Origin of the sequence: Streptomyces sp. NPDC005925, assembly GCF_040638805.1 — a bacterium.
In the GTDB taxonomy this organism is placed as follows: Bacteria; Actinomycetota; Actinomycetes; order Streptomycetales; family Streptomycetaceae; genus Streptomyces.
The window spans coordinates 66,606-91,319 of the sequence record NZ_JBEXVL010000017.1 but is presented as its reverse complement, the minus strand read 5'-3'; the positions used below and the strand labels follow the sequence as shown (position 1 = coordinate 91,319).

17 protein-coding genes are annotated in these 24,714 nt (G+C 74.4%); 1 reads left to right on the top strand and 16 read right to left on the bottom strand.

Going from position 1 to position 24,714, the window contains the following annotated elements:
• Positions 1–194: 194 nt before the first annotated feature.
• From ABZ354_RS20125 to ABZ354_RS20115, 3 genes are all read right to left on the bottom strand, one after another.
• A complete protein-coding gene (locus tag ABZ354_RS20125) occupies positions 195–524 on the bottom strand; it encodes a rhodanese-like domain-containing protein (RefSeq protein WP_358658572.1) in 330 nt (109 codons plus the stop codon).
• 123 nt (positions 525–647) lie between these two features.
• On the bottom strand, positions 648–1,460 hold the full coding sequence (locus ABZ354_RS20120; RefSeq protein ID WP_358658513.1) for a hypothetical protein: 813 nt from the start codon (positions 1,458–1,460) through the stop codon (positions 648–650).
• Between the two features lie 226 nt (positions 1,461–1,686).
• The gene (locus tag ABZ354_RS20115) at positions 1,687–3,123 is read right to left on the bottom strand and encodes a DUF2252 domain-containing protein (protein WP_358658570.1); all 1,437 of its coding nucleotides are present in this window, start codon (positions 3,121–3,123) and stop codon (positions 1,687–1,689) included.
• 205 nt (positions 3,124–3,328) lie between these two features.
• Between ABZ354_RS20115 and ABZ354_RS20110 the strand changes: the two genes are divergently transcribed.
• Positions 3,329–4,210: a D-hexose-6-phosphate mutarotase gene (locus tag ABZ354_RS20110; RefSeq protein ID WP_358658511.1), complete on the top strand. Its 882-nt coding sequence runs from the start codon at positions 3,329–3,331 to the stop codon at positions 4,208–4,210.
• 24 nt (positions 4,211–4,234) lie between these two features.
• Here the strand turns inward: ABZ354_RS20110 and ABZ354_RS20105 are convergent, their stop codons facing one another.
• From ABZ354_RS20105 to ABZ354_RS20045, 13 genes are all read right to left on the bottom strand, one after another.
• Positions 4,235–5,140 (bottom strand): helix-turn-helix domain-containing protein, encoded by a 906-nt coding sequence (locus ABZ354_RS20105; RefSeq protein ID WP_358658509.1) that lies wholly within the window; start codon positions 5,138–5,140, stop codon positions 4,235–4,237.
• A gap of 534 nt (positions 5,141–5,674) precedes the next feature.
• Entirely contained in the window at positions 5,675–6,940 is a 1,266-nt protein-coding gene (locus ABZ354_RS20100; protein ID WP_358658507.1) for an MFS transporter, read from the bottom strand.
• Positions 6,937–8,283 carry a hypothetical protein gene (locus tag ABZ354_RS20095; protein WP_358658505.1) on the bottom strand — a complete coding sequence of 449 codons (1,347 nt, stop codon included), beginning with the start codon at positions 8,281–8,283 and terminating at the stop codon, positions 6,937–6,939. The genes ABZ354_RS20100 and ABZ354_RS20095 overlap by 4 nt, the downstream gene beginning before the upstream one ends.
• Positions 8,284–8,340: 57 nt before the next feature.
• On the bottom strand, positions 8,341–9,609 hold the full coding sequence (locus ABZ354_RS20090; RefSeq protein WP_358658503.1) for a nucleotide sugar dehydrogenase: 1,269 nt from the start codon (positions 9,607–9,609) through the stop codon (positions 8,341–8,343).
• Between the two features lie 109 nt (positions 9,610–9,718).
• Positions 9,719–10,492, bottom strand: a complete 774-nt coding sequence (locus ABZ354_RS20085) for an SDR family oxidoreductase (protein ID WP_358658501.1) — start codon at positions 10,490–10,492, stop codon at positions 9,719–9,721.
• Positions 10,493–10,566: 74 nt separating this feature from the next.
• Positions 10,567–14,967, bottom strand: a complete 4,401-nt coding sequence (locus tag ABZ354_RS20080) for an AMP-binding protein (protein WP_358658499.1) — start codon at positions 14,965–14,967, stop codon at positions 10,567–10,569.
• Positions 14,964–16,595, bottom strand: a complete 1,632-nt coding sequence (locus ABZ354_RS20075; RefSeq protein WP_358658497.1) for a condensation domain-containing protein — start codon at positions 16,593–16,595, stop codon at positions 14,964–14,966. The genes ABZ354_RS20080 and ABZ354_RS20075 overlap by 4 nt, the downstream gene beginning before the upstream one ends.
• A gap of 64 nt (positions 16,596–16,659) precedes the next feature.
• Entirely contained in the window at positions 16,660–19,707 is a 3,048-nt protein-coding gene (locus ABZ354_RS20070) for an amino acid adenylation domain-containing protein (protein WP_358658495.1), read from the bottom strand.
• A gap of 95 nt (positions 19,708–19,802) precedes the next feature.
• Positions 19,803–21,065 carry a M20/M25/M40 family metallo-hydrolase gene (locus ABZ354_RS20065; protein WP_358658493.1) on the bottom strand — a complete coding sequence of 421 codons (1,263 nt, stop codon included), beginning with the start codon at positions 21,063–21,065 and terminating at the stop codon, positions 19,803–19,805.
• Positions 21,062–21,934 (bottom strand): sugar phosphate isomerase/epimerase family protein, encoded by an 873-nt coding sequence (locus ABZ354_RS20060; RefSeq protein WP_358658491.1) that lies wholly within the window; start codon positions 21,932–21,934, stop codon positions 21,062–21,064. The genes ABZ354_RS20065 and ABZ354_RS20060 overlap by 4 nt, the downstream gene beginning before the upstream one ends.
• Positions 21,931–22,662: a DegT/DnrJ/EryC1/StrS family aminotransferase gene (locus tag ABZ354_RS20055; protein WP_358658489.1), complete on the bottom strand. Its 732-nt coding sequence runs from the start codon at positions 22,660–22,662 to the stop codon at positions 21,931–21,933. The genes ABZ354_RS20060 and ABZ354_RS20055 overlap by 4 nt, the downstream gene beginning before the upstream one ends.
• Positions 22,622–23,746: a DegT/DnrJ/EryC1/StrS family aminotransferase gene (locus ABZ354_RS20050; RefSeq protein ID WP_358658487.1), complete on the bottom strand. Its 1,125-nt coding sequence runs from the start codon at positions 23,744–23,746 to the stop codon at positions 22,622–22,624. Before ABZ354_RS20050 ends, ABZ354_RS20055 begins: the two co-directional genes overlap by 41 nt.
• Positions 23,743–24,705 carry a Gfo/Idh/MocA family oxidoreductase gene (locus ABZ354_RS20045; protein ID WP_358658485.1) on the bottom strand — a complete coding sequence of 321 codons (963 nt, stop codon included), beginning with the start codon at positions 24,703–24,705 and terminating at the stop codon, positions 23,743–23,745. The genes ABZ354_RS20050 and ABZ354_RS20045 overlap by 4 nt, the downstream gene beginning before the upstream one ends.
• Between the last annotated feature and the right edge of the window lie 9 nt (positions 24,706–24,714).

The following is a 24,714-nucleotide window of genomic DNA, read 5'->3' as shown; positions in this document are numbered from 1 at the left end:
CCGCCGCCGGCAGGGCGCTCGCACGGAACGGTACTCAGACGCGCCCGCACGGCACACCCCCGGCCGGCCTTCCCGGCCGGTCGTGACCACACCGGAACAGGACGCTCATCGGCGTGCGGACGGCGTGCGGGCACGGACACCGAAAGGACCGCCGAAGGGCCGCCGACAGTGCGGACGCCCGGCGCGGGCGCCGCCTACAGCACGTGCCCCTGCTGCCCCTCGTCCGTGACGACGGGGCGACCCGCGGCCTCCCAGCGCTGCATGCCGCCCGCCACGTTCACGGCGTCGACGCCCTGCTGCGCCAGATACATCGTGACCTGCGCCGAACGGCCGCCGGACCGGCAGATCACATGGACCGTGCCGTCCTGCGGCGCGGCGTCGGTCAGCTCGCCGTACCGGGCCACGAACTCACTGACGGGGATGTGCAGCGCCCCTTCTGCGTGACCGGCCTTCCACTCGTCGTCCTCGCGGACGTCCAGCAGGAAGTCGCCGTCCTTGAGGTCCGCGACCTGGACCGTGGGCACACCAGCTCCGAATTGCATGCGTCGACGCTACCGGACCCCCGGGTCCCGTCGTCCGGGCCGGCCCGGCTGTGCGGCGCGGTGCCGTACCCGCGACGCCGGGGTGATCCAAACGACAGGCCCTAACTAAGGCCTGTCCAATGGCGTGTCCAGCAACGCCGCCAGCTGGGCCTCACGCTCGGCGACCTGGGCGGTGAGCCGGTCCGCGATCTCCTCCAGGAGCCTGTCCGGGTCGTCCGGGGCGAGCCTGAGCATCGCGCCGATCGCGCTGTCCTCCAGCTCCTTGGCGATCGCGGCCAGCAGGTCCTTGCGCTCGGCGAGCCATTCCAGACGGGTGTAGAGCTCCTCGGCACGGCTCGGACCGCGCTCCACCCTGGGTCCGGCGGCCCACTCCTCGACCAGCTCGCGCAGCTCGGTCTCGTCGCCGCGGGCGTAGGCGGCGTTGACGCGGGTGATGAACTCCTCGCGCCGCGCGCGTTCCCTCTCCTCCTGCGCCAGGTCGGGATGCGCCTTGCGGACGAGGTCACGGAACAGCTTGCGGGCGCCCTCGCTGGGCCGGACCCGCTGCGGGGGCCGCACTTCCTGCTCGGTGAGCATCGCCGCGGCCTCCGGGAACAACCCGTCCCCGTCCATCCAGCCGTGCAGCAGTTCCTCGACGCCGGGGATCGGTGTCAGGCTCGCCAGCGCCTCTTCGGCACGGCGGCGGTCCTCGGGGTCACCGCTGCGGGCGGCCCTGGCCTCCAGGATCCGCGCGTCCAGTTCTTCGAGCCGCGCGTACACCGGGCCGAGCTTCCGCTCGTGCAGGCGCGAGAAGTTCTCGACCTCCACGCGGAAGGTCTCCACCGCGATCTCGTACTCGATCAGCGCCTGCTCGGCGGCCCGCACGGCCAGCTCCAGCCGGTCCTCGGGCCGCGGCTGCTCAGCTTCCGGGGTCGTCACCCGCCCAGCGTAGGCCACGGGCCCGCCGTACTCACCCCGCCCCACCCCGCCCTGGGTGCCCGGCCCGGCCGGACGACCGGGTCCGGCACCCCACTGCCGGGTACGCGCGTCACCACCGGAAGACGGCGCCTCAGGAGCGGATACGGCACCACCGGACACGGCACTTCACGGCCGGGTACGGCGCCTCACGGCCGGGCACGGCACCCGCGCGAGCGGACGCCTCGTCTCACACCCCCGCCTCCGCCGCGACCCTCCCGGCCCGTATCGCCGTGACCAGGTCCGCGTGGTCGGCCTCCGTGCGGTCGGCGTGGGCGACGGCGAACGTGGCCAGTGCCTCGTCCAGTTCCTCGTTCTTGCCGCAGTAGCCGGCGAGGAGGCGCGGGTCGGCGCTGTGGGAGTGGGCGCGGGCCAGCAGGGCGCCGGTCATGCGCGCGTAGTCGTCGACCTGCTCGGCGGCGAGCGCGGCGGGGTCCACGCTGCCCTTGCGGTTGCGGAACTGCCGCACCTGGAACGGCCGCCCCTCGACCGACGTCCAGCCGAGCAGCACGTCGCTGACGACCTGCATCCGCTTCTGACCGAGGACCACGCGCCGCCCCTCGTGCGCCGGCTCCGGCACCTCGAAGCCGGCCGCCGCCAGATGCGGCAGCAGCGCCGACGGCCGGGCCTCCTTCACCTGGAGGACCAGCGGTTCGCCCCGGTGGTCCAGCAGCAGCACGACGTACGACCGGGTGCCGACGCTGCCCGTGCCGACGACGCGGAACGCCACGTCGTGCACCGCGTGGCGGGCAAGCAGCGGCAGCCGGTCCTCGGGCAGCGTGGCCAGGTACGCCTCCAGGGACGCCGCGACCGCCGCCGCCTCCGCGTCCGGCACGCGCCGCAGCACCGGCGGGGCGTCGACGAAGCGCCGGCCGCCGTCCTCGGTGGGCTCGGTCGACCTGGCCGCGAAACGCCCGCTGGTGTTGGCGCGCGCCTTCTCGGAGACCCGCTCCAGCGTGCCGAGCAGGTCGTGCGCGTCCGTGTGGGAGACCAGTTCCTCGTCCGCGATGGCGTTCCACGCGTCCAGCACCGGCAGCTTCGCCAGCAGCCGCATGGTGCGCCGGTAGGCACCGGCCGCGTCGTGGGCCGCCCCGCGGCAGGTGTCCTCGTCGGCGCCGGCCTCCCGTCCCGCGAGGACCAGGGACGTCGCGAGCCGCTTGAGGTCCCACTCCCAGGGGCCCCGGACCGTCTCGTCGAAGTCGTTCAGGTCGATGACGAGGCCGCCGCGCGCGTCACCGTACAGCCCGAAGTTCGCCGCGTGGGCGTCGCCGCAGATCTGCGCGGGGATGCCCGTCACCGGCGTGCGCGCCAGGTCGTACGCCATGAGGCCCGCGGAACCGCGCAAGAAGGCGAACGGCGTGGCCGCCATGCGGCCCACCCGGATCGGGGCGAGGGCGGGGAGGCGGCCCCGGTTGGACTCCTCGACGGCGTCGACGGCGCCGGGGCGGGCGGCGTCCAGGTCCAGCACCGCGTGCGCGGCGCGCGGGACGCTGTCGCGCAGCGCCTTGCCGGCCTTCTTGGGGGAGCCCCCGTCCGGCCACCGGGCGAAGCCGCGCACCGGGGGCAGCCGCCGCGCCCGGCCGTCGGCGGGCCGCGCCGGCCCCGCGCCACCGCCCGCGCCCGTCACCCGCGTTCCCGCCGCGGCAGCCGCCTTCGTGTCGACCGTCCCCGTCCCGGCCTCGGCCACCGCGACCGCCTCCCTCGTACACGCGCACGAACACCGATGCGTGCCGACGGTACCCGCCCGGGCCCCGGACGCGTCAGACCCCGGTTTCGCCCCTCGGCACACGGCGGCTCTTGACGCCGGCGGTTTCGGCGCCCAGGGTCGTCCCGTGTTCGAGAAGATCTTTTCCCTGCCCGTGGACGAGGTGCTGGGCGAGGCGGGGGTCACCCTGCGCCGCCTGGACGAGGTGCCCCTCGTCGTCGTGGACCACCCCGAGGTGCGCGCCGCCGTGAGTCTGCAGGGTGCGCAGGTGGTGGCCTGGCAGCCCGGCGGGGAGGAGCCGGTCCTGTGGCTCAGCGACCGGACCGCGTGGCGGCGGGGTGCCCCCGTGCGGGGCGGGGTCCCGCTGTGCTGGCCGTGGTTCGACGACGCCGGGGAGCCCATGCACGGGTTCGCGCGCACCGCGCTGTGGGAGCTCACCGGCTGCCGCACGGCCGACGGCACCGTGCTGCTGGCCTTCGAGTTGCGGAGCACGGCGGAGACCCGGGCCCTGTGGCCGTACGACTTCACGCTGGTCACCCGCGTCGGCGTGGGCCGGGAATGCTCCGTCGGGCTGGAGGTCCGCGCCGGACACCCGAGCGTGGCGGCGCTGCACACCTACCTGCGCGTGGGCGGGGTCGGGCGGACGAGCGTCGCGGGGCTGGGGGACCGGTACACGGACGGCCTGCGCGGCGGCGCCCCGGGGCGTCAGGAGGGCGGGGTCCTCGTCCTCGCCGAGGGTGAGCCGGTCGAGCGGTACTACCCGCGGCCGGAGCCGGTGAGCGAGGTCCGGGACGGCGCCCTCGGCCGGGTCGTGGAAGTGCGGCACGGGCAGCACAGCGACGTGGTGGTGTGGAACCCCGGCGCGGAGCTGATCCGGGCCATGCCCGACCTGGCCGACGACGCGCATCCGGAGTTCGTGTGCGTGGAGACGGCTCGGCTGAGCCGGCCGATGGGGGCCACGGCGCCGGGCGGGGCCTCGCGGCTGTCGGTGACGCTCTGCGTGCTCTGACGGGCACGCGGCACGGCCGGCCCGTCAGAGCCAGCCGCGGCGCACGGCCTCCACACCCGCTTGGAAGCGGCTCTGGGCGTTCAGCCGCCTGAGGAGGTCCGCCATGAGCCGTCGGACCGTACGGATGGACACGCCGAGCTTGCGGCCGACACCCTCGTCGGTGAGGCCGTCCTCCAGCATCTTCAGCAGGGCCAGATCACGCTCGCTGGGTCCGTCGCCGTCGGTGCACGGTGTCTCGCCCAGTGAGGTGGCCCGTTCCCAGACGAGGTCGAAGAGCTCGTCGAGGGCGGCGACCACGCTCTTGAGCCGGATGACGAACGCGCCCGCCCCGCTCGCGTCCTCGTGCACGGGGACCACGGCGACGGAACGGTCGCACAGGATCAGCCGCATGGGCAGCGAGGGCACGGTCCGGGTCTGCCCGCCGCGCCCGGCGAACCAGGTGGCGTAGTCGACCGTGGCGGCGTCGTTGCGCACGCTGTCCAGGTACACCGTCTGCATGCGTACGCCGCGGGCCAGGTTGTGCTCGTCGAGGGGCCGGCACGCCTCCAGCGCCGCTCCGCTGAGCGCGCCGCCCGGCATGAACGCCCGGACCTCCGCCGTGGCCTGCTGCGACAGCTCCGTCAGCCTGGCCCGTACGTTTTCCACGCCGTTGAGGCGCTCCACTCCCTCGGTGCCCGACTGGACGCGGGCGGCGGTGTACTCGGAGGCCAGGGACGCCACGGTGGCCTGGGCGCGGGAGAGTTTGGCCTGTCTCTCGTCGAGTTCGGCCTTGATCTCGTGGAGCAGGGGCCCCAGGCCCACGTGGGGATTGACCGGGACGAACTGTTCGGCGGAGGCGGCGGACTTCAGCAGGGACAGCTTGGTGAGCCGGTCGAGCGAGGCACGTATCTCTCCGTCCGCCACTCCGACATGGCGCTGAATTTCGGCCATGTCCCAGTCCGGGTGGAGAAGGAGCGTCCGATATACGTCTTGATCCTGCTTTTCCAGCCCGACGCTCGAGAGCATTTCGGTCCCCCCTGCGGCCACCACCGTCACCCTGCGATCAAAGCGTTCTCATGATACTGGCGGATTTGCGCAGGTCAACGGCCATGTGTAACAAGTGAGTGGCAGTCATCGGGCCTCTGTGGCGGCCGACATCACCCCCCGCCGGCCGTGGCGTCGCCGCTCACGCGGGCACCGGAATTCGCATCCGTCACCGCTGCCGTGACCGCGGTGACCGGTTTCCGCCGCTCCCGTTCACCCCCGCCGGAAGAGTCCCCTCCGGCCCGATCCGCCCGTGCCCAGCCCGGCGCGACGGCGCCCCGGATCGCCGGACGGGACGCCCGCGGCGGGCAGCGGGCCGCGACCCGCCAGGTCCTCCCCGCCCTCCCCGTCCTCCGGGCCCCCGGCGAACGGCCGTTCGCTCGGCAGGGGCGGCGCGGGCACCGGAGGAACGTGGTGGGGCGGGCGCCTACGTCACCCCGCCTACGCCACCCCCGCCTTCGCCGGCTCCCGCGGCTCGGCCTCCACTGCCGGGCCGGTGATGTGCCGCACCGAGGGCAGCAGGCAGACCCACACGCAGGGGATCATGACCAGCGCCGCACCCGTCAGCAGCGTGCCGTCGGTGCCGACGAGCCCGGTGATCGGGCCGATGAAGGCGTAGGCCAGCGGCATCGACATCATGGTGAGCAGGAAGTCGTAGGACGCGACCCGGGACAGCGCGTGCTCGGGGATGACGCGCTGGAGCGTGGCCTCCCACAGGGTGTTGAGGAGGACGACGCAGGCGTCGGCGACCGCGGCGGCGAGCGCCAGCCAGAGGGTGGACCAGCCGAGCCACAGGGCGAGCAGCGGCAGGCCGGACGCGATCAGCACGAGGTTGCCCGCGACCAGGGGCCGGCGCGGACGCCAGCGCAGGGCCAGTACGCCGCCGAGGAGCGAGCCGACGGCCATGCCCGCGCTGACCACGCCCCAGGCGGCCGGTCCGCCGAGGCGCCGGTCGGCCAGCACCGGGCCGAGGACGAAGAAGACGGCCATGCCGAAGTTCCACAGGGCGTGCACGACGAGGTTCGCGGACACCCAGCGGCGCTGGATCATCTCGCTCCAGCCCTGCACGAGATCGGCGCGGAAGGACGCCCCGCCGGTCGCCCGGTGGTGGCCGGCGGGCAGCCGCAGCAGGACGGCGATGTTGACCGCGAAGGTCGCCGCGTCGATGACGTACACGGACTGCGTGCCGGCGAGCGGGATCAGCATGCCCGCCACGGCGGGGCCGGTGATCATGCAGGTGCTGCGGGTCAGGGCCTGGACGGCGACGGCCTGCTGGAGGAGTTCCCTGCCGACCAGGGTGGGCGTCAGGCCCTTGGACGCCGGGCCGTACAGGCCCGCCCCGATGCCGTAGAGCGCGTTGCCCACGGCCAGGACGAGGGCCGAGCCGTGCCCGGTGACGAGCAGCCCGGCGAGGCCGAGCTGGACCGTGCAGCGCAGGATGTCGGCGCACGCCATCAGGCGCACGCGGGACATCCGGTCCGCGATCACCCCGCCGACCAGCGTCGCAGCGAGCCGGCACAGCAGCCCTACGGCGAGCACCGCGCCGAGTTCGACGGCCCCGTCGCCCTGCCCGATGACGGCGAAGGCGGTGACCAGGGGGACCATGCCGTCGCCGAAGCAGGAGGCGGCGAACCCGATCCAGTACCGCCGGAACGCCGGGACGCCCAGCGGGCGCAGATCCTTGCGCAGAACCGCGGCGAGCCTCACAGCAGCCGCCTCAACGCGTCCTCGTGGTCCGCGAGGAACACGCGCTGCCGGCGCCCGGTGCCGAACGTCGGCGCGACCAGGGACTGCTCGGCGAACTCGCGGCGCACGTCCGCCATCCGGGCGTCGAGTCCCGCGGCGGAGGTGGCCGAGACCAGGGCCAGGCCCTGCCAGTTGGTCGTGGCGCGGACCGCCGGGTCGTCGTTGACGCCCAGCAGGGCCGCGATGCGCAGCTCGTGGATGTCCTCGGGCGCGGTGAAACGGTCGGGGTTCGGCAGCTTGACGATGGTGCCGCGCGGCAGGTGCAGCGACGTGGCCGCCACCCAGCGGTCGTCCGGCCCGCCCTCCGCGGGCCGCAGGGGCCGGCCGAGTGCCACGTCCACGGCGGCGCCCGCCAGCGAGAAGCCGTGCCGGAGCAGCACCGCCTCCTGGGTGAGGCAGCCGCCGACGCGGGCCGCGACCTCTCCGAAGACGAAGCTGTCACTGGAGCGGTCCAGGAGCAGCTCCAGGTGAAAGACGCCGTCGGTGTATCCGAGCGCCTGGAGGGCCTTGCCGGCGACGGCGCGTGCCTCGGCGCAGCGCTCGTCCTCGCCCGTGCCGTCCGCGCGGTAGATGTGCAGCGGCTCGGTGTCCGTCGTGTAGGACAGGCAGGGCGCGGCGTAGCGGCCCACGGAGGAGAAGACGACGGCGCCGTCCCGCATCGCCCCGTCGACGATCCACTCCTGCGCCACGTCGACGAGGTCCTCCACGACGAACGGCGACGTCGCCGAGGCCGCGAGCTTCTCCAGCAGCGCCTCGTACGCGGCCTCGGTGCGCACCACCTCGGTGTGCGCCGTGCCGCCCCCGGCGACCGGCTTGACGACGCAGGGCCCGGGAAACGGCGTACGGACCAGGTCGCTGCCGGGCACCGTCAGGCGGGAGGCGGCGGCGGGGACACCCGCGGCGCGCACCGCCTGCTTCTGCAGGTGCTTGTCCCGCATGAGCACCGCCTGCCCGGGGCGGGTGCCCGGCAGGTTCGTCAGCGAGGTGAGGGCCGCGACCGTGGTGACGGCGAACTCGTCGAAGGTGACGATGCCGCGCAGGTCCTCGTGCAGGCGGTCGCCGAAGTGGCGGGTGAGTCCGGCCCACACGTCGCCGACATCCGTGATGTCCTCGACGACGATCTCCTCGGTCTCCTCCCGCAGCGCGATCGACGCACCCCGCAGGTGGGCGCGTACGTCCCGCACCATCACGGGCCGCAGTCCGCGTTCGGCCACCTCCCGGACCAGTGACGGATCCCAGCCGATCACCGCCACCGCGCCGCCGTCTCCGCCGCTGCCGTCACCGCCGTTCCTGTGCGTGACCATCCTTCGACCTACCTCCCACAGACGTGATGTGCTTGCTCGTTGCTCGGGGCGCGTTGCTCAGATGCGTTCGACCGCCCGGCCGGCCATCCGGTTACGGGTGTCGAAGAGGTGCTGCGAGGCCGATTCGACCAGGTCGTAGTCGAAGCCGTCGTGGTCGGTGAGCAGCACCGTGACGTCCGCGGCGCGCAGTTCCTCCTCCGTGAGTGTGGTCATCTCGATCCGCGGGTCGCGGGGCAGGTCCTCGACGCAGGGGTCCACGGCCCGTACGCGCGCCCCGGCGTCGGCGAGCTTCAGCGCGACGTCCATGGCCGGCGACTCGCGCATGTCGGAGGAGTTGGCCTTGTACGACAGTCCGAGCAGCAGGACACGGCTGTCGGCGAGGACGCGGTCGCGCTTCTTCAGCATGTCGCCGATGCGCTGCACGACGTAGCCGGGCATGCCCCGGTTGATGTCGTTGGCGAGGTTGACGAAGCCGAGGGAGCGGCCCGTGCGCTCGCGGGACAGCCAGTCGAGGTAGATCGGGTCGATGGGCAGGCAGTGGCCGCCGACGCCCGGGCCCGGCGTGAAGGACATGAACCCGAATGGCTTGGTGCCCGCGGCCCGGATGGCCTCCCAGATGTCGATGCCCATGTCGGCGGCGAACATGGCGGTCTCGTTGACGAGGGCGATGTTCACACTGCGGAAGGTGTTCTCCAGCAGCTTGGCGAGTTCGGCCTCGCGGGTGCCGCTGACGGCGACCGTGCGGTCGACGATCGCGTCGAAGAACTCCTGCACCGCGATCCGGGAGGAGTCGTTGATCCCGGACACCAGTTTCGGGGTCTTCTCGAACGTCCAGGTCGCGTTGCCCGGGTCGATGCGTTCGGGGCTGTAGCCCAGCGAGAAGTCCTGGCCCGCCCGCATGCCCGACCCCTCCTCCAGCAGCGGGGCGACGACGTCCTCCGTGGTGCCGGGATACGTCGTGGACTCCAGGACGACGACGGCGCCGGGCCTGATGAGGGGTGCCAGCGAGGTGGAGGAGGCGATGACGGCGGACAGGTCCGGCTCTCCGTCGGTGAGCGGTGTCGGCACGCTGATGACGGCGACGTCGAAGCCTGCCGCCCCGGCGAAGTCGGACGTGACGCGGTATCGGCCCGAGTCGAACGCGGCCACGAGGTCGAGGTCCGACACGTCCTCGACGTAGGAGTCGTGGTGGCGAAGACGGGTGACCCGCTCCTCGTTCACCTCGACGCCGACGACGTGGAATCCCGCCCGGACCGCCTGGAGGGCGAGCGGTAGCCCCACATAGCCCTGTCCGACGACCGCCACCGTCTTCTGCACTGCACGCATGACTGTCCCCCTGTCACTTTCTGTGTGATGTCGCGGATCTTGTGGATGTCGCGCCTGGCGCGGAGGCCGCCGGTGTGCGTGACCCGGCCCGCGCCACGCGGCGGGGCGGCTACGGGTAGCTCTGCCGGGTCGGCCGGACGGAGACGTTGTCCAGGTGGACGTGGGCGGGCCGGGTCACGATGAAGTGCACGAGGTCCGCGATGTCCTCGGGCGCGAGGATGGGCCCGATCTCCGACTGGTACGAGGTGAACCAGTCGGCGTCGTAACCGGCGCTGGCCTGGAAGGACGTGCCCACGACGCCCGGCTCGACCAGCGTGACCCGGATGCCCTTGGGGCCGAGTTCGCGCCGCAGCCCCTCCGCGGCGCCGTGCACGGCGAACTTGGTCGCGCCGTACACGCTGTTGAACGGGGAGACGTTCCGGCCGACGTTCGATCCGAGGACCACCAGGTCGAAGGGGCGGCGCGGGGGGACGTCCGGTGTGCCGTGGGTGAGCATCGCGCCGGCCATCGTCCGCATCTGGCGCAGCGCGCCGAGGACGTTGGTCTCGAACAGTTCGGCCCACTGGGCGTCGTCGGACGTCATCACGGTCCCGGGCAGGCCGCGGCCCGCGTTCACCACGCCGACCGAGGGGGCCCGGCCGAGTTCGGTGACGCATCGGTCGACGCACTCGGCGACGACCTCGGTGCGGCTCGCGTCACCGGCCACCGCGATCACCTCGCCGCCGGACTCCTTGAGGCCGGTGGCGATCTCCCGCAGCCGCTCGCCGCCCCGGGCGTTGACGACGAGGTCGTAGCCCTCGGCGGCCAGCCTGCGGGCGACGGCCAGCCCGATCCCGGACGAGGCTCCGGTGACGACCGCCGCACGTCTGTCCTGCTGTTGCACTGCATCCTCCGGTGGTGGAACGGGGTGGAACGGGATGAAAGGAGAGGGGTGGGGGTGGGGCCGGTCAGGGGTGTTCAGGGGGCCCCGGCCCCGCTCGCCGCCCGGGCCGGGGCCAGGGTCCGGGCCGCGGTCTGAGCCTGGGCCCGGGCCGGGTCCGGGACCGGCGCCCAGGACGGGGCCGGCGCCGGCGCCGGGGCCGGGGCCGGGAAGAAGCCCGTCCCCGAGGCCCACGCCAGGGCCGTGTCCAGCCAGGCCTGTCGCGGTGGGGCGAACTCGACGCCGAGCCGGCGCAGCAGGGCCACCGTCCGCGTGTGGTCGAAGGCGACGTTGCGGTCGGGCCGGTGCTCCCAGGCACGGCTCATGTCCGCGCTGCGCGCGTCGGCGTGTTCCAGCCGCCCGAGGGCCCGGACGAACTCGCCGCGCTCCACGAGCCGCACCGGGTGCCCGAACTCCCGTATCCAGCCGACCAGTTCGTCGTGCGCGACCGTGTGCGGCGTCTCGACGTGGTAGACGTCGGGCGGTACGTCCGCGGCGAGCGCGAGCCGGCAGATGCCCGCCGCGACGGTGTCCACGTGGGAGAACCCGAAGGCGGTGTGCGGGCTGCGGGGCGCGCATCCGGCGAGGATGTAGCCCCTGAGGGTCTGATAGACGCGGTTGTCGCCGATGTTGGTCTGGAAGGCGCCGGTGCGGCTGTGGGCGGCGACGTGGTTCGTGCGGTAGACGTACACGCGCGTGCCCAGGTCGCTCGCCTCCCGCAGCACCTTCTCCGCCTCGAACTTCGACGCCTCGTACGGCGACAGGAACCGCTGCCCGAGCGCGAAGTCGGCCTCGCTGAACCGGCGGGGCCCGCTGTCGTGGTAGCCCGCCACGGCCAGCGTCGACACGTGGTGCAGCGGTGTTTCCGGCCGGGTGGCGCGGATGAGGTCGAGCAGGTTGCGCAGCCCGCCGACGTTCACCCGGGCGAGCTCCTCCGGCGGCGCGACGAGCCGTACGTCGGCCGCCGCGTTGACCACCGCCGTCAGCCCGTCGAGTACGCCGCCGGACGCGAGGGCGCGCACGGCGGACGCGTCGGCCAGGTCGCCCTCGACGACCCGCACCCGGTCCGACGCCGCGAGCCGCTCGGCCGCGCCGCGCCCGCCCGCCCGCCGGACCAGGCAGGTGACCTCGGCGCCCTGGGCGACCAGGTGGTCGAGGAGGTGCGCGCCGAGGAAGCCGGTCGCACCGGTCAGCAGCACGCGCGGGGTCTGCGTGACCAGGGCACGCGCCCCGGCCGGGACGGGCGCCTTCGCGGTGCCGGTGTGGACCGGCAGGCCGGACGTGGTGTGCGCCGGCTCCTCGATGGACGGCACGGTCCCGGTCGTGCCGGCCGCTGCCAGGATCTCCTCGGTGAACCGCGCGAAGGCCCGACGCGCCGTGCCCGACGCGCGCTGCTCCTCGTCGCACACGAGGTCCGCGACGAGCCGGCCGCCGACCAGCCGTGCCGTCAGCACCAGCGGATACAGCGGGTCGTGCCGCACCGCGCGCGCGGGCCCGCAGTACTCGGGTGCGAACGTCCAGCTGACGGACCGTCCCGAGGGCGCCCTGAACTGCCCCAGGTAGTTGACCGCCACGTGCGGCAGCCCGCCCGGCGTCCCGTCCGGCACCCCGTCGGCCTCGTCCAGGCGCCGCGCCCCGGTCCCGGCCACGAGCCGCTCGACGTCGGCGACGTCGGGGCGGTACCCGAGCACCAGCTGCTTCACGGCGGTGAACCAGCCGACGGTGTCCAGGTAGGCGTGCTCGCCGTCCCGCCCGTGGGTCTCGACGGTGACCCGGGTCCGCCGGGCTCCCCCGGCGTCCTGCAGCGCCCGCGTCATCGCCGCGACGGCCAGCGCCTCCATCCGCAGCCCGGTCCCGAACTCCGCGACCAGCGCCCGCGTCACCTCCGCGTCGGCGGCCCAGCTGTACGTCGCCCCGTGGCGCCCGTCACGCGGGCGGGGGGCACGCGGCCCGGGTTCGCCGGCGGCGGCCGCCCAGTCGTAGTACGACCGGGCCGGCGGCAGCGCGGGCCGGGCACCCCCGGCCGCCGTCTCGTAGGCCCGTATCAGGTCGTCGAGGAGGATGCGCCAGGAGATGGTGTCGACCACCAGGTGGTGGCAGACCAGCAGAAGACGGTCCGGGGCCGTCGGGCCGCCGCGGAAGACGTGGCAGCGCAGCAGCCGGCCCGAGGCCGGGTCCAGGGAGCGGTTCAGTTCGGCGCTCGTGCGCGCGATCGTTTCTTCCGCCGACGGGGCCGGTCCGGCGGGTGACCAGGTCACGGCCAGGGTGCCCGACGCCGGGTAGGTGGTGCCGAGGGCTCCTGTCGGGGTCACGCCGGCGCGCAGGGCCTCGTGGCGTTCCAGCACGGCGGTCAGCGCCGTACTCAGTGCGGGGAGGTCGAGGGCGGGTTCGCAGGCCAGGAGCATCGCCTGGTTCCAGTGGGCGCTGCCGCCGGGCACCGCGTCGAAGAACCAGCGCTGGGCCGGGCCCAGGGTGCCGCGGCGGCCCGCCGCCGCGGACTCGGCGGCCCCGGAGCAGACCGGGGACGGGCCGGCCGCCCGGCGCCCGGCCGCCACCCCGGCGAGCCGTGCCGCCGTCGGATGGTCGTACACGTCGGTGACGACGACCTCGTGGCCGCGCTCGCGCAAGAAGACGACCGTGCGCATGGCGAGGATGGAGTCCGCGCCCAGGGCGATCACGTCGGCGTCCGCGCCGAGTGTGCCGATGCCCAGGCTCGCACCCCAGAACTCGGCGAGTTCGCCGACGAGGCCGGTGCTGTCCGCCGGGCCGCCGTGGCCGCCGTGGCCGCCGCCCGGCCCGGATGCGAGCCACTGGTCGACGGCGCTGTGCAGCGCGCGGTGGTCGCGCTTGCCGTTGGCGTCGACGGGGAAGTCCGCGAGCGGCACGATCGGCGCGGGTACGGCGTAGCGGGGCAGGGTGCGGGCCAGGTGCCCGGGCAGGTCGGCCAGGACGGCGTCCGCCGTGGTGCGGACCGCCGCGACCAGGCGGGTCCGCCCGTCGACGGTACGGCCGAGGACGGCCGCCTGCTCGACGCCGGGGCACCGCGCGAGGACCTGCTCGATCTCGGCGAGGTCCACGCGGTAGCCGTTCACCTTGGTCTGGCGGTCCGCCCGGCCGAGGAAGACGAGGGTGCCGTCGGACCGCCTGCGGCAACGGTCGCCGGTGCGGTACACCGGCCCGGCGTCCGTGGTGCGGAACCTACCGCCGGCGTCCGGCCGGGTGCCGGCGTAGCCGAGGGCGACCCCGGGGCCGCCGACGACCAGCTCACCCGTGCCCTCGGCGCTCTCCCCGGTCCCGTCCAGCGTGAGGGTGTTCGCGCCGATGGGCGTGCCGATGGGCACGGACGGCTCGTCCGGGGGCAGGTCGGAGGGCGAGGAGGCGACGAAGCAGGCCGCGCCGACGGTGGCCTCCGTCGGGCCGTAGTGGTTGACGACCCGGCGTGCGACACCGCCCGCGAACAGGCCGGCCGCGAACTCCCGGGACAGCAGTTCCCCGCCGATGATCAGGGTGTCCAGCGCGGGCGTGTCCGCGTCCCGGCCGGGCAGCAGCGCGGCGAGGTGCGAGGGGGTCGTCTTCAGGCCGGTCACCCGGTGCTCGGCCAGCTCCCGCCACAGGGCGTACGGGTCGCGGGTCACCCGGTCGCCGACCACGTGGACCCGGCCGCCCGTGGCGAGGGCGAGCATCCAGGAGGTGTGGCCGAGGTCGGCGGCGAGGGTGGTCAGATGGGCCAGCACGGGCGGCTCGCCCACGCCGGGGCCGGTGTCGCGTCCGGTGTCGCGGACCGCCTCACGGGTCGCGTCGGGGCGGGCGCCGCCGTCCGCGCCGCCGTCCGCGCCGAGACCGAGCCGTCGTGCGAGCGAGGACGCGTAGTGGGCGGCGTTGCGCTGGGCCACCGCCACGGCCTTCGGCTCCCCGGAGGAACCGGAGGTGAAGGAGTAGTAGACGACGTCGTCCGGGTCGGGCTGCCGGCCCCACGAGCCGGTGTCGGCGGCGCCGTCCAGTACGGCGTCCACGTCGACCACGACGACCCGGCCGCCACCGCCACCCGTCTCCCCGCCGTCCGCGGTGACGGCCCCTGCCTCCGTGGTCAGCACCACGCGGACGCCGACCGTGCGCAGCCGGCGCGCCCGGTCGCTGTCGCTCCAGTCGGGGCTGACGGCCACGACCGGGTTGCCGCAGCCGAGCACGCCGTACAGCAGCGCCAGCAGCCGGGCGTCCCGCGGCCCGGCGACGGCGACCGGCTCGCCCGGCGCGATCCCCAGGTCCTTGAACTCCTCGACCAGGTGGCCGACGAGGGCCCCGAGCGCGGCGTACGTCCAGGAGCGGTGCGCGTCCGACAGGGCGAGGCGTTCGCCCGTCACACGCACGTTGCGTTCGAGGAGTTCCCCGAGGCTGCGGTCCACGGGCTTCCTTTCCGCGGCGGCGGTGGTCCCGGTCATCCGCGCTCCGCCGGTGTGCTCCCCACGAGTCCCGCGAGCCCCACGAGCCGGTCCACGTGCGCGCCGTACGCCTCGAGCCAGCCCCGGACCTCGCTCTCGGCGAAGCGGGCCGGGTCGAAGGCGAAGTTGAGCGAGAGCGCGCCGTCCAGCCGGTCGAAGACGACGACCTCCAGCTGGCGCAGCACCCGGCTGCGGGGCCTGGCCAGTTGGTGCGGGCGCTCGAGGCCGGCGTCCTGGAAGTCGAGCTGGCGGTAGACGCGGCCGTTGCCGGCACTGGGCTGTGGCTGGTTCTGGTAGATGAAGTGGAGCGCGAACAGGTCCGCGAGCTGCTTGCCCCGGAAGGGCTCCACGGACCGCAGCAGGTCCGCCATCGGGTACATGCGGTGCTTGGCGAGGTCCCGCATCCGGTCGCCGACCTGGGCGTGCAGCTTGTCCGCGGTGTCCGCGTCGGCCAGCGAGATCCTGAGCGGCATCGGGGTGATGAACACGCCGAGGCAGTGGTCGTCGGCGCCGCCGTGCCGGCCCGCCGTGGAGGTGCCGATCAGCAGGTCGTCCGTGCCGGTGATCTCGGCCAGCAGCCGGGCGAACGCGCTCAGCAGGACGTTGTAGACGGTCACCCGGCCGGCCGCCGCGTAGGCCCGGACGGCGTCGGCGCGCCCGGTGTCGAGCAGCAGGTTGACGTAGGCGCTGGACTCGCCGGTGTCGGCGGCGGGCGGCACGGTGGCGGGCAGCCGCGTGGGGCCGCCGACACCGGCGAAGACGGACCGCCAGTGCTCCCGGGACTCCTCGATGCCGGGGCCCGTCGCGTACGCGCGCTGCCGCGCGGCGAAGTCCCCGTACTGGGGAGCCGCCTCCAGCGCCGCCGGGTCCTCGCCGCGCTCCAGCGCGTGGTAGACGCGCTCCAGGTCGTCGACGAGCAGCGCGATCGACCAGCCGTCGATGGCGATGTGGTGGAGGTGGCCGACGATCAGGTGCTCCGTCGGGGACAGCGTCAGCAGTTCCAGCTCGAACGGCACCTCCGACTCCAGGTCGAAGAAGCGCACCGAGCGCTCGACGGCGGCGTGCACGGCCGCCCGCACCTCGTCGCCGGGCAGCCCCTGGAGGTCCTGGATGCGCGGGCGGGGCCGGAAGTCCTCGACGGTCCGCTGCACCGGAGGGTTGCCCGGTTCGTAGACGCTGCGCAGCACCGCGTGCCGCCGGCACAGGTGCTCCAGGGCCTGCTCGAACAGGGCGGGGTCGAGCGGGCCGGTCACCTCGAAGAAGACGTCGACGTTGCCGAGCCGCTCCTTGGACAGGCCGAACCAGCGTTCCTGGAACAGCGAGGTGACGGTCGTCCCGGCGGCGACGGGTTCCTCCCGAGGGGCCTGCCCGGTGTCGGCCCCGGCGCCGGACTCCGTGCGCAGCAGCGCGCGGAAGGCGCCGAAGTCCGGGGCGTCGAACAGCTCGTGCGGGGAGAGCGAGGTGCCGAGGGCCGCGTTGACCTCCGACATCATGAGGATCGCCGAGATGGAGTCCCCGCCGAACTCGAAGAAGTTCGTGTCGTCGGCCACGTCGCAGCCGAGGCTCCGCTCCCAGCTCTCCCGTGCGATCTCGTCGATCCGGTCCACTGTTTCCACCCGTTCTTCCACTGCGAGTCCGTTCCTTGTCCGGCCGCTTGTGCCGTGTGTGGTGCCTGTGCTGCTGGTGCCTGGTTCAGTGCGTGGGGTCGCAGACGCGGGTGAGCGCCGCGAGGAAGTCCCGGCCGAGGGCGCGCACGGTGCCCTCGTCGAAGAGGGCCGTCGCGTATTCGACGCGGCAGTCGTAGTCGTCGCCCGCCTCGTCCACGTAGAGCGTCAGATCGAGCTTCGCCGACCTGCTCTCGACGTCCAGGGGGACGACGGTCGTCCCGGCCAGCGAGAACTCCGCCCCGTGGGCCTCGTCGTAGGCGAGCATCACCTGCGGCGGACGGCCGCCGACCGCCACGCGCGTCACACTCGGCGCGTCGTACGCCTCGTGCAGCGCGTCCCGGACGCCTTCCAGCAGTTCCTCCGTACGGGCGCCCGGCGGCACGTCCAGGTTGAGCGGGACGGTCCGCATGAAGCAGCCCAGGGCGTCGTCGCCGATCTCCTCCCCGCGGTTCGCCAGCGGGATCGAGATGGCGAACCGCCGCTGCCCGGACCGCTCGGCGAGCACCGCCGCGAACGCCCCGCAGCACACCGTGAACGCGGTCGTCCGCAGCCGGCGGGCCCGCTCCCGGACACGGGCGGCGAGTCCCGGCGGGACCTCGACGCGGAAGGACGAGCCGTTGCCGTCCGCGCGCCGGGGCCGTGGCCGGTCCGTGGGCAGCTCGACCGGCGCGTACCGCTCCTGCGGCGGCCTGCCGCCCTCCACCCGTTCCCCCGGCTGTGCCCGCTCCGTCGCGACCGGGCCGTCGTCCGCGACGATGTGCGGCACGTCACCGCGTGCCCGTGTCCCGTACGCCTCCCGCAGCGAGGCCAGCAGGGTGCGCAGCGACTGACCGTCGCACACGGTGTGGTGCACGGTGAGGCTCAGTACGTGGTCGTCGTCGCCGATCTTGAGCAGCAGGGCCCGCAGCAACGGCCCGCGGGCCAGGTCGAAGGGCCGGGCGCCCTCGTCGGCGAGCAGTTCCCCCACCCGGCCGGCGCCCGTCCCGACCAGGTCCGGCTTCAGCGAGCCGGGCGTGTTCGCCACGAGCCGCAGCGCGCCGTCCTCGTGCACGAAGCCCAGCCGCAGCGCCCGGTGGCGGGCGGTCACGTCGTCCAGGGCGAGGGCGAGCGCGTCGGTGTCCAGGGGGCCGCGCACGGCGAACGCCAGCTGGATGTTGTACAGCCCGGGCGCCCGCGAGAACTTCTCGTGCAGCCACATGGCCTCCTGGGTGTCCGACGCCAGGTCGACGCCCACGCCCGGCTTCCCGGCCGGGGCGGGCCCGGGGGCGGGGCCGCCGGGCCGCGCGGAGACGTGCCGTACGGCCCGGGCCAGCGACTCGACGGTGACGGACCGGGCGAAGTCCCGGCTGCGCAGCCGTACGCCGAACGCGGCGTTCACCCGGGCCACGACCCGCATCAGGGCCAGGGAGTGGCCGCCCAGTTCGTGGAAGTCGTCGAGGACACCGAGGGGTCCCCGCCCGGCCGGCAACCGCAGGACCTCGCCCCAGATCGCGGCGACGCGGCTCTCGGTCTCGTCGCGCGGCTCCACCGGCCCCGCGGCCCCCGGCGGCGGCCCGCCCGGCTCGGGAAGGCGGCCGTGGTCGGTCTTGCCGCTGCTCGTGCGCGGGAACCGGGCGAGCACCGTGAAGGACGCCGGTATCGCGTACGGCGGCAACCGGTCGAGCATCCCGGCCCGCAGCTCGCGGGTGGCCGGCGGGTTCCCCGGGTCGGCGGGCACCACGTACGCGGCCAGCTCCCGTTCCCCGCCGCGCGTGAAGGCCCGTACGGCGGCGTCGCGCACCGCGGGGTTCTCCTTGAGGACGGCCTCCACGCCCTCGGGCTCGACCCGGAATCCCCGGATCTTGACCTGCCGGTCGCGCCGGCCGAGGTGGTGCAGGACGCCGTCCGTCCCGAGGCGGGCGAGGTCGCCGGTGCGGAAGAGGGTGCCGCCCGTCTCGTCGGTCAGGAACCGGTCGCGGGTCAGCTCGGGCGCGTTCGCGTAGCCGTGGGCCAGGGCGGGCCCTCCCAGGCAGAGTTCGCCCACCGTGCCGTCGGGGACGGGCCGCAGGTCCTCGTCGACGACGAGGAGCCGGGTGCCGCGGATCGGCCGCCCGACGGGCACCCGCGCGTCCCCCGCGTCCCCGTCGGTGCCGAGGCCGGCGGTGTCGTACGTCGTCACGTCGGCGCACGACTCGGTCAGCCCGTACTGGTTCAGCAGCGTGCGCCCGGGCAGCGCGGCGTGGAACAGCTCCGCCACGTCCCGGTCGAGGGTCTCCCCGCTGGCCGTCCAGATGCCCAGGCGGGGCAGGCGGTCGCCCAGGTCCGGGTACGTGGTGAGCAGGGCCCGCAGCAGGGACGGCACCAGGCAGATCCGGGTGACCGCGTGCCCGGCGAGCACCTGGGTCAGCAGGTCCAGGTCGAGCGAGGCGTGCGCCGGCGGCAGCACCACGGGCACACCCCGGGCCAGGGCGCCCCACACCTCCCAGACGGAGTCGACGACGGAGGGCGCCGTGTTCTGCACACACACGTCCCGTTCGCCGAACGGCTGCTCCTCCCACATCCAGGTGCAGCGGTTGAGCGAGGCCCCGTGCGAACCGATCACGCCCTTGGGGCGCCCGGTCGACCCGGAGGTGTACAGCACCCACGCCGCGTCCCCGGGGCCGAGCGGCACCGGCACGAAGTCGCCGGGGTCCGGCTCCCCCGCGCCGGGCGTGCCGACCGGGCACACCTCCCGCCCCGTCGCGCGCCCGGCCGCCCCGTCGTCCGTGATCACGACCCGTACGCCGCTGTTGTCCAGGACGAACGCGCGGTGCCGCTCGGGCCCGGCCGGGTCGAGGGGCGTGTACGCGGCCCCCGCCTTCCACACGGCGAACGCGGCGACCACGAACGCGGCGGACCGCGGCAGCAGCACCCCCACCACGTCACCCGGCCGCACGCCCCGGCCGACCAGCCGCCGGGCCAGCACGCCGGCCGCCCGGTCCAGCTCGGCGAGCGTCAGCCAGCCCGCGTCGTCGCTCCCCACCGCGCGGGCGTCGGGGTGGGTCAGGGCGCGGGCTGCTACGAGATCCCGCAGATTCGCGGCGCTCTCCCGCATGGCTCAACCTCACTTCAGGGCTCTGGGAAGGGTTCGTTCAGGGCATGTACGGGGGGTCGTTCGGGGGCCCACAGGGGCGGGGCCGGAGGGACAGGTCAGGCGGCCGTGTCCGCGAGCCGCCGCACCAGCAGCGCGATCCGCCGGGCGTACTCGTTCAGCTCGTCGACCGTCACGTACTCCCCGTCGGTGTGGGCGCCGTGGCTGTCCAGGCCGCCGGGCCCGCAGATCACCGTGTAGTCGGCGGCGCCCTGGCCCCAGATCGCGTCGCTGGTGAAGGCCTCGCCGAGCTGGTCCCCGGCGAGCCGGTCGAAACCGCACTCCGCGAGGAGCGCCTCGTACGTCTCGGAGCGGTTGCGCAGCGACGGCAGGCCCTGCTTCAGCCAACGCCAGTGCAGGACACGGCCGAGGTCGCGGGCCCACAGGCGTCCGAAGCGGCTCGTGCCGTACTCCTCCTTCACCCGCTCCACCGTGGCGGTGAGGATCTCCTCGGCGCTCTCCCGCACCGCGGCGGCGGCCCCGGCGTCGCAGTAGGCGATGTTCACGAGGAGCCGTCCGCTGCCGTACACCCGGTTGTGCTGCGTGCCCGTGTGCAGGCCGGCGATGCAGCAGCGCACGTCACGGCCCTCGACGCGGTCCTTCAGACCGGACGCCAGACCCGTCGCGACGGCGCCCAGCACCAGCGTGGCGTTGGCGTTCTCGTACGGGAAGTCGTCCGTGCTGTCCGGCGCGTCCATGGTCACTTCGAGCGTCATCGTCGCGAAGGACGTGTCGTGGACGAGCAGCCCGGTCGGCTCGGCGAAGACCAGCAGCGACGCCTTGCCACGCCGCTCCAGGGCCGGCTTGGTGCCGTAGCACCCCATGGCGCCGCCCTCCTCGCCGGGCACGGAGAGCAGCGTGGTGCGCACCCTGCGGGCCAGACCGGGATCGTCCCGGTACGCCCGAGCGACCCCGCACAGCGCCGCGACCTGCGGACCCTTGTCGTCCACGGCGCCCCGCGCGCGGATGACCCCGTCCCTCAGGGTCACCGCCAGATGCGGGGAGACCGTGTCGACATGGGCGTTGATCACCAGGGTGCGGGGGGCGTCGGGGTCGCCGATGCTCGCGGCGACGACCGGCTGGTCGCTCAGCCAGCCGTCCAGGGCGGCCTTCTCGCGCACGAGCACCGGGGTGCGCGGGTCCGCCAGGACGCCGGCCGGATCGGCGACCTCCTGGGACACCGTGAAGCCCCGGCTCGCGGCGAACGCGCCGAACAGGTCCTGGGCGCGCCGCGTCTGGGCCGGATCGCCGCCTTCGAGGGGGCTCACGCTGGGCACGTCGAGGAAGCGCAGCAGGAAATCGATCGCGTCGTCGTCGATCACCGTGCGGCCTCCTCGGCACCCTCGGCGCGGTCCAGCAGGTCCGCCAGGCTGCGGACGCACGCGGCGACGCTGTGGCGCAGCGCCCCGGCGTCCCGGCACGTGATGCCGAGGTGCGGCTGCACCAGCAGATGCGGTTCGAGGCTCAGCGTCATGTCGGGGTGGGCGTCGAGGACGAGGGCGAGCGAGTCCGCGACGCGACCGCTGCCGAGGCCCGGCAGGCAGGGCTCGGCGCCGTCCGGGCGCGGGTGCGCGTCCTTGATGTGGACGTGCCGGACGTACGGCAGCACCGCCTCGGTCATGGCCACGGAGTCGTAGCCGTACCAGACGCCGTTCCCGGTATCCATGAGGAACGCGAGGTGCTCGTCGCCGACCTCCGCCATGAGCCGGCGCGCCGACTCGGCGTCCCGGCCGCCCCACCCGACGCAGTTCTCGTGCAGGAACCGGCGCCCGTGGCGCGCGGCCAGCTCCCGCAGCGCGAGCAGCCGCCGCACCGTCTCGGCGTGCCACGCCTCCGGTTCCAGATCGCCCTGCCCGTACGACATCACGCGCACCGACGGGGCCCCGAGCCGGCCGGCCAGCTCCAGCCAGCGCTCGGCCGTCGCCAGGTCCTCGGCCAGGGTGGTGTCGGTGATGCGCCCGGCGCCGACGGGGCTGTCCAGGGCGACCACGCCGACACCGGCGTCGACGAGTGCCCTGCCGAGCGCGTCGACCTCGTCCTGCCCGGTCTCGCCCAGGGAACGCCCGCCGACGTGACGCAGCTCGATGGAGCGCATCTCCAGCGCCTGGACGGTGGCGACCTGGTCCTGCCAGGTGAACCCGCACTCGTCGCCGATGACGGCGAGCCGCTCCCGCCATCCCCGGGCGCTCATCGCGTCACCGCGCCGGTGCCGGTGCCGGTCAGCCGGTCCAGCAGAAGGCCCGCCTGGGCCTCGTCCATCCGGTTGTTGAAGCCGACCTCGGCGTGCAGGTACGTGCCGAGACCACCCCGGCCGTGGTTGCGCAGCACCCGCAGCCGCTCGGCGACCGGCTCGGCGCAGACGACGATGCCGAAGTCACCGGCGCCGTACGAGTAGTCGTGCGGCCCGTGGACCACCAGCGCGTCGGCGGCGGACCGTTCGCCGCCCCCGCCGGGCAGGGCCTCGGCGGTGGACCGCTCACCGGCGTCCAGGAGGCCGAGCTGCCGTACGTCGATCAGCTCGACGATCCCGGCCGCGCCCGGCCCGGCCTCGGCCCCGCTGCCGAAGTCCCGCACCAGCACGGCCCCTTCGGGGCGGCGGCCGCCCTGCCACAGCACGCTCGCCCGCTGCACGAGCCTGCGCTCCGCCGCGACGATCGACCGGGCCCTGCCGCCCGCGTCCGGGGCGAGAGCCGAAGGCGCCCCGCCGAACTGTTCCTGGCGCACCAGCAGGAGCCCCACGGCGGCGCTGCTCACGCCGACCGCGCTGCGGCCGGTGACCTCGCAGACGTACTCCTCCAGGCGGCGCACCCGGGCGCCGACGATGAAGGACTCGTCGCGGACGGCGGCGTCCAGGTGGGACACGAGCGTGCGGGCCAGGTCACGCCTGGCGGTAGAAGTCGTGGACGATGTCGCAGACATGCGCCGCCTCCTCTTCCAGCAGATCCGAATAGAGCGGGAGGGCCAGCACCCGGGTGGAGGCCGCCTCGGCGACCGGCACGGGCCGCGTGCAGTCGGCCACGTCGGCCAGGCAGTCCTGCCGGGACAGCGGCATCGGGTAGAAGATCTCCGTGGTCACGCCGTGGGCCCGCAGGTGGGCCTGGAGTTCGTCGCGCCGGTCGAACTCGGCGACGTAGACGTATCCGACGTCCCCGGGCGCGAGGACCGGCAGGCGGCGCACGCCCCCGACGGGCCGCAGCCGCGCGTCGTAGTACGCGAACAGCTCGCGCCGCCTGGCCGTGAACTCGTCGAGCAGCGGCAGGCAGGCGCGGACGACGGCCGCCTGGATCTCGTCGCAGCCGTAGGTGGGCTCCCCGTCCCGCCCCGCCCCGTCGCGGCCGAGGATCGCGTCGAACTCCGCGAGCTGCCGCTCGTCGGTGGCGATGACGGCGCCGGCGTCGCCCAGCGCGCCGACGGTCTTGGCCGGGAAGAACGAGAACACCCCGCCCCGGGCCGCCGTGCCCGCGATGCTGCCCGCCCGGCTCATGCCGATGCCCTGCGCGCTGTCCTCGACGAGCAGCAGGTCGTGTTCGGCGCAGAGCGCGGCCAGGCGCTCCATGTCCGCCATGGTGGTGAACAGGTGCACGGCGAGGACGGCCCGGGTGCGCTCGGTGATCGCGTCGCGCACGGCCCCGGGGCAGACCGTGTAGCGGTCCGGCAGGATGTCCACGATGACGGGGCGGGCCCCCACGTGGGCGATCGCCGCGACGGACGCGAAGAAGGTGTACGCCGGGACGATGACCTCGTCGCCCGGGCCGATGCCCTGCTGCTTCAGCAGCACCAGCAGGGCGTCCGACCCGCTGGCCGTCATCCGCACCCCGGCGCAGCCGAGGCGCCGGGTCAGCTCCTCCTCCGTCTCGCGCACCAGGATGCCGTCGACGGCGGTTCCCTTGTCGATGCTGCGGGCGATGTCGGCCTCGACCGCGTCGCGGACCCGCTGCCACGTCGCCGAGTTCCTGAAGAACGGGACGCGTTGACGGCCTGTGGCCCTCGAAGGTGTGGTCACGGCACGCCCGCCTTCCCGCGCGCGGCTTCCAGTACGTCGATGCAGTGCACGTGCATGTCCACGTTGAACCTGGCCTGACTTTCCGCCGGTCCTGCCGTGTAGGCAGACACCAGGCACTCGGTGAGGGGTCGGTCGGGGAGGTCGAGGACCGGCCCCGCGCCGTCCTTGAAGAAGCTCGACGTCTCGTCCCGGGAGCACGGCAGGGCGACTTCCACGTCGCCGTCGGCGCACACGACGCGCAGTCGCCTGGTGCGCCGCTCCTTGTCGAGGTGGCCGACCAGCGTGCCGGTCAGCCCGCTGCTGTGCCGGACGACCAGGTACGCGCCGCCCGCGTGGGGGACTTCCCGGCCCGCGTGGCGCAGCGGCCGTGCCTCGGCGTGCAGGACGTCGGTGATGTCGCCGAAGAGCCAGATCGCGGCGAGCACCTGGTGGGGGAGTTCCACTTCGAAGGCGCTGGAGTGGCTCGTGTTGCCCAGGGTGCGCTCGATGCGGTTCTTGGACTGCTCGAACTCGTAGTGCAGCGGCCGGCGCCCCGCGTCGAGCAGTCCCCTGACACGTGCGACACCGGACGAGAAGGGCCACACGGCGACCGGGAACAGGTCGGCACCGGCGTCCGCGCAGAGCTTCGCCATCCGGCGTGCGGCCGGGCCGTCCGTGGTGAGCGGCTTCTCCACGACGATCCGCCGGCCGCCCAGCGCGACGATCTCCTCCACCACGGACCCGTGACCGGCCGGCGGCACCGTCACATGGAACACGTCGGACCCGTCGATGCCGGGGAGGTCACCGAGCGTCGCGTACACCGTCAGGTCCGGGCCCCCGCCGGCGCGTGCGGGGCCGGCGGGGTACGCGGGGTCGACGGCCACCATGTCCGTGACGAGACGTCCGACGACGGACTCCTCGATGGCCACCCGGTGCAGATCGCGTGCCGCGTGGCCGTAGCCGACCAGTACGGTCCTCATGCCGTCGCC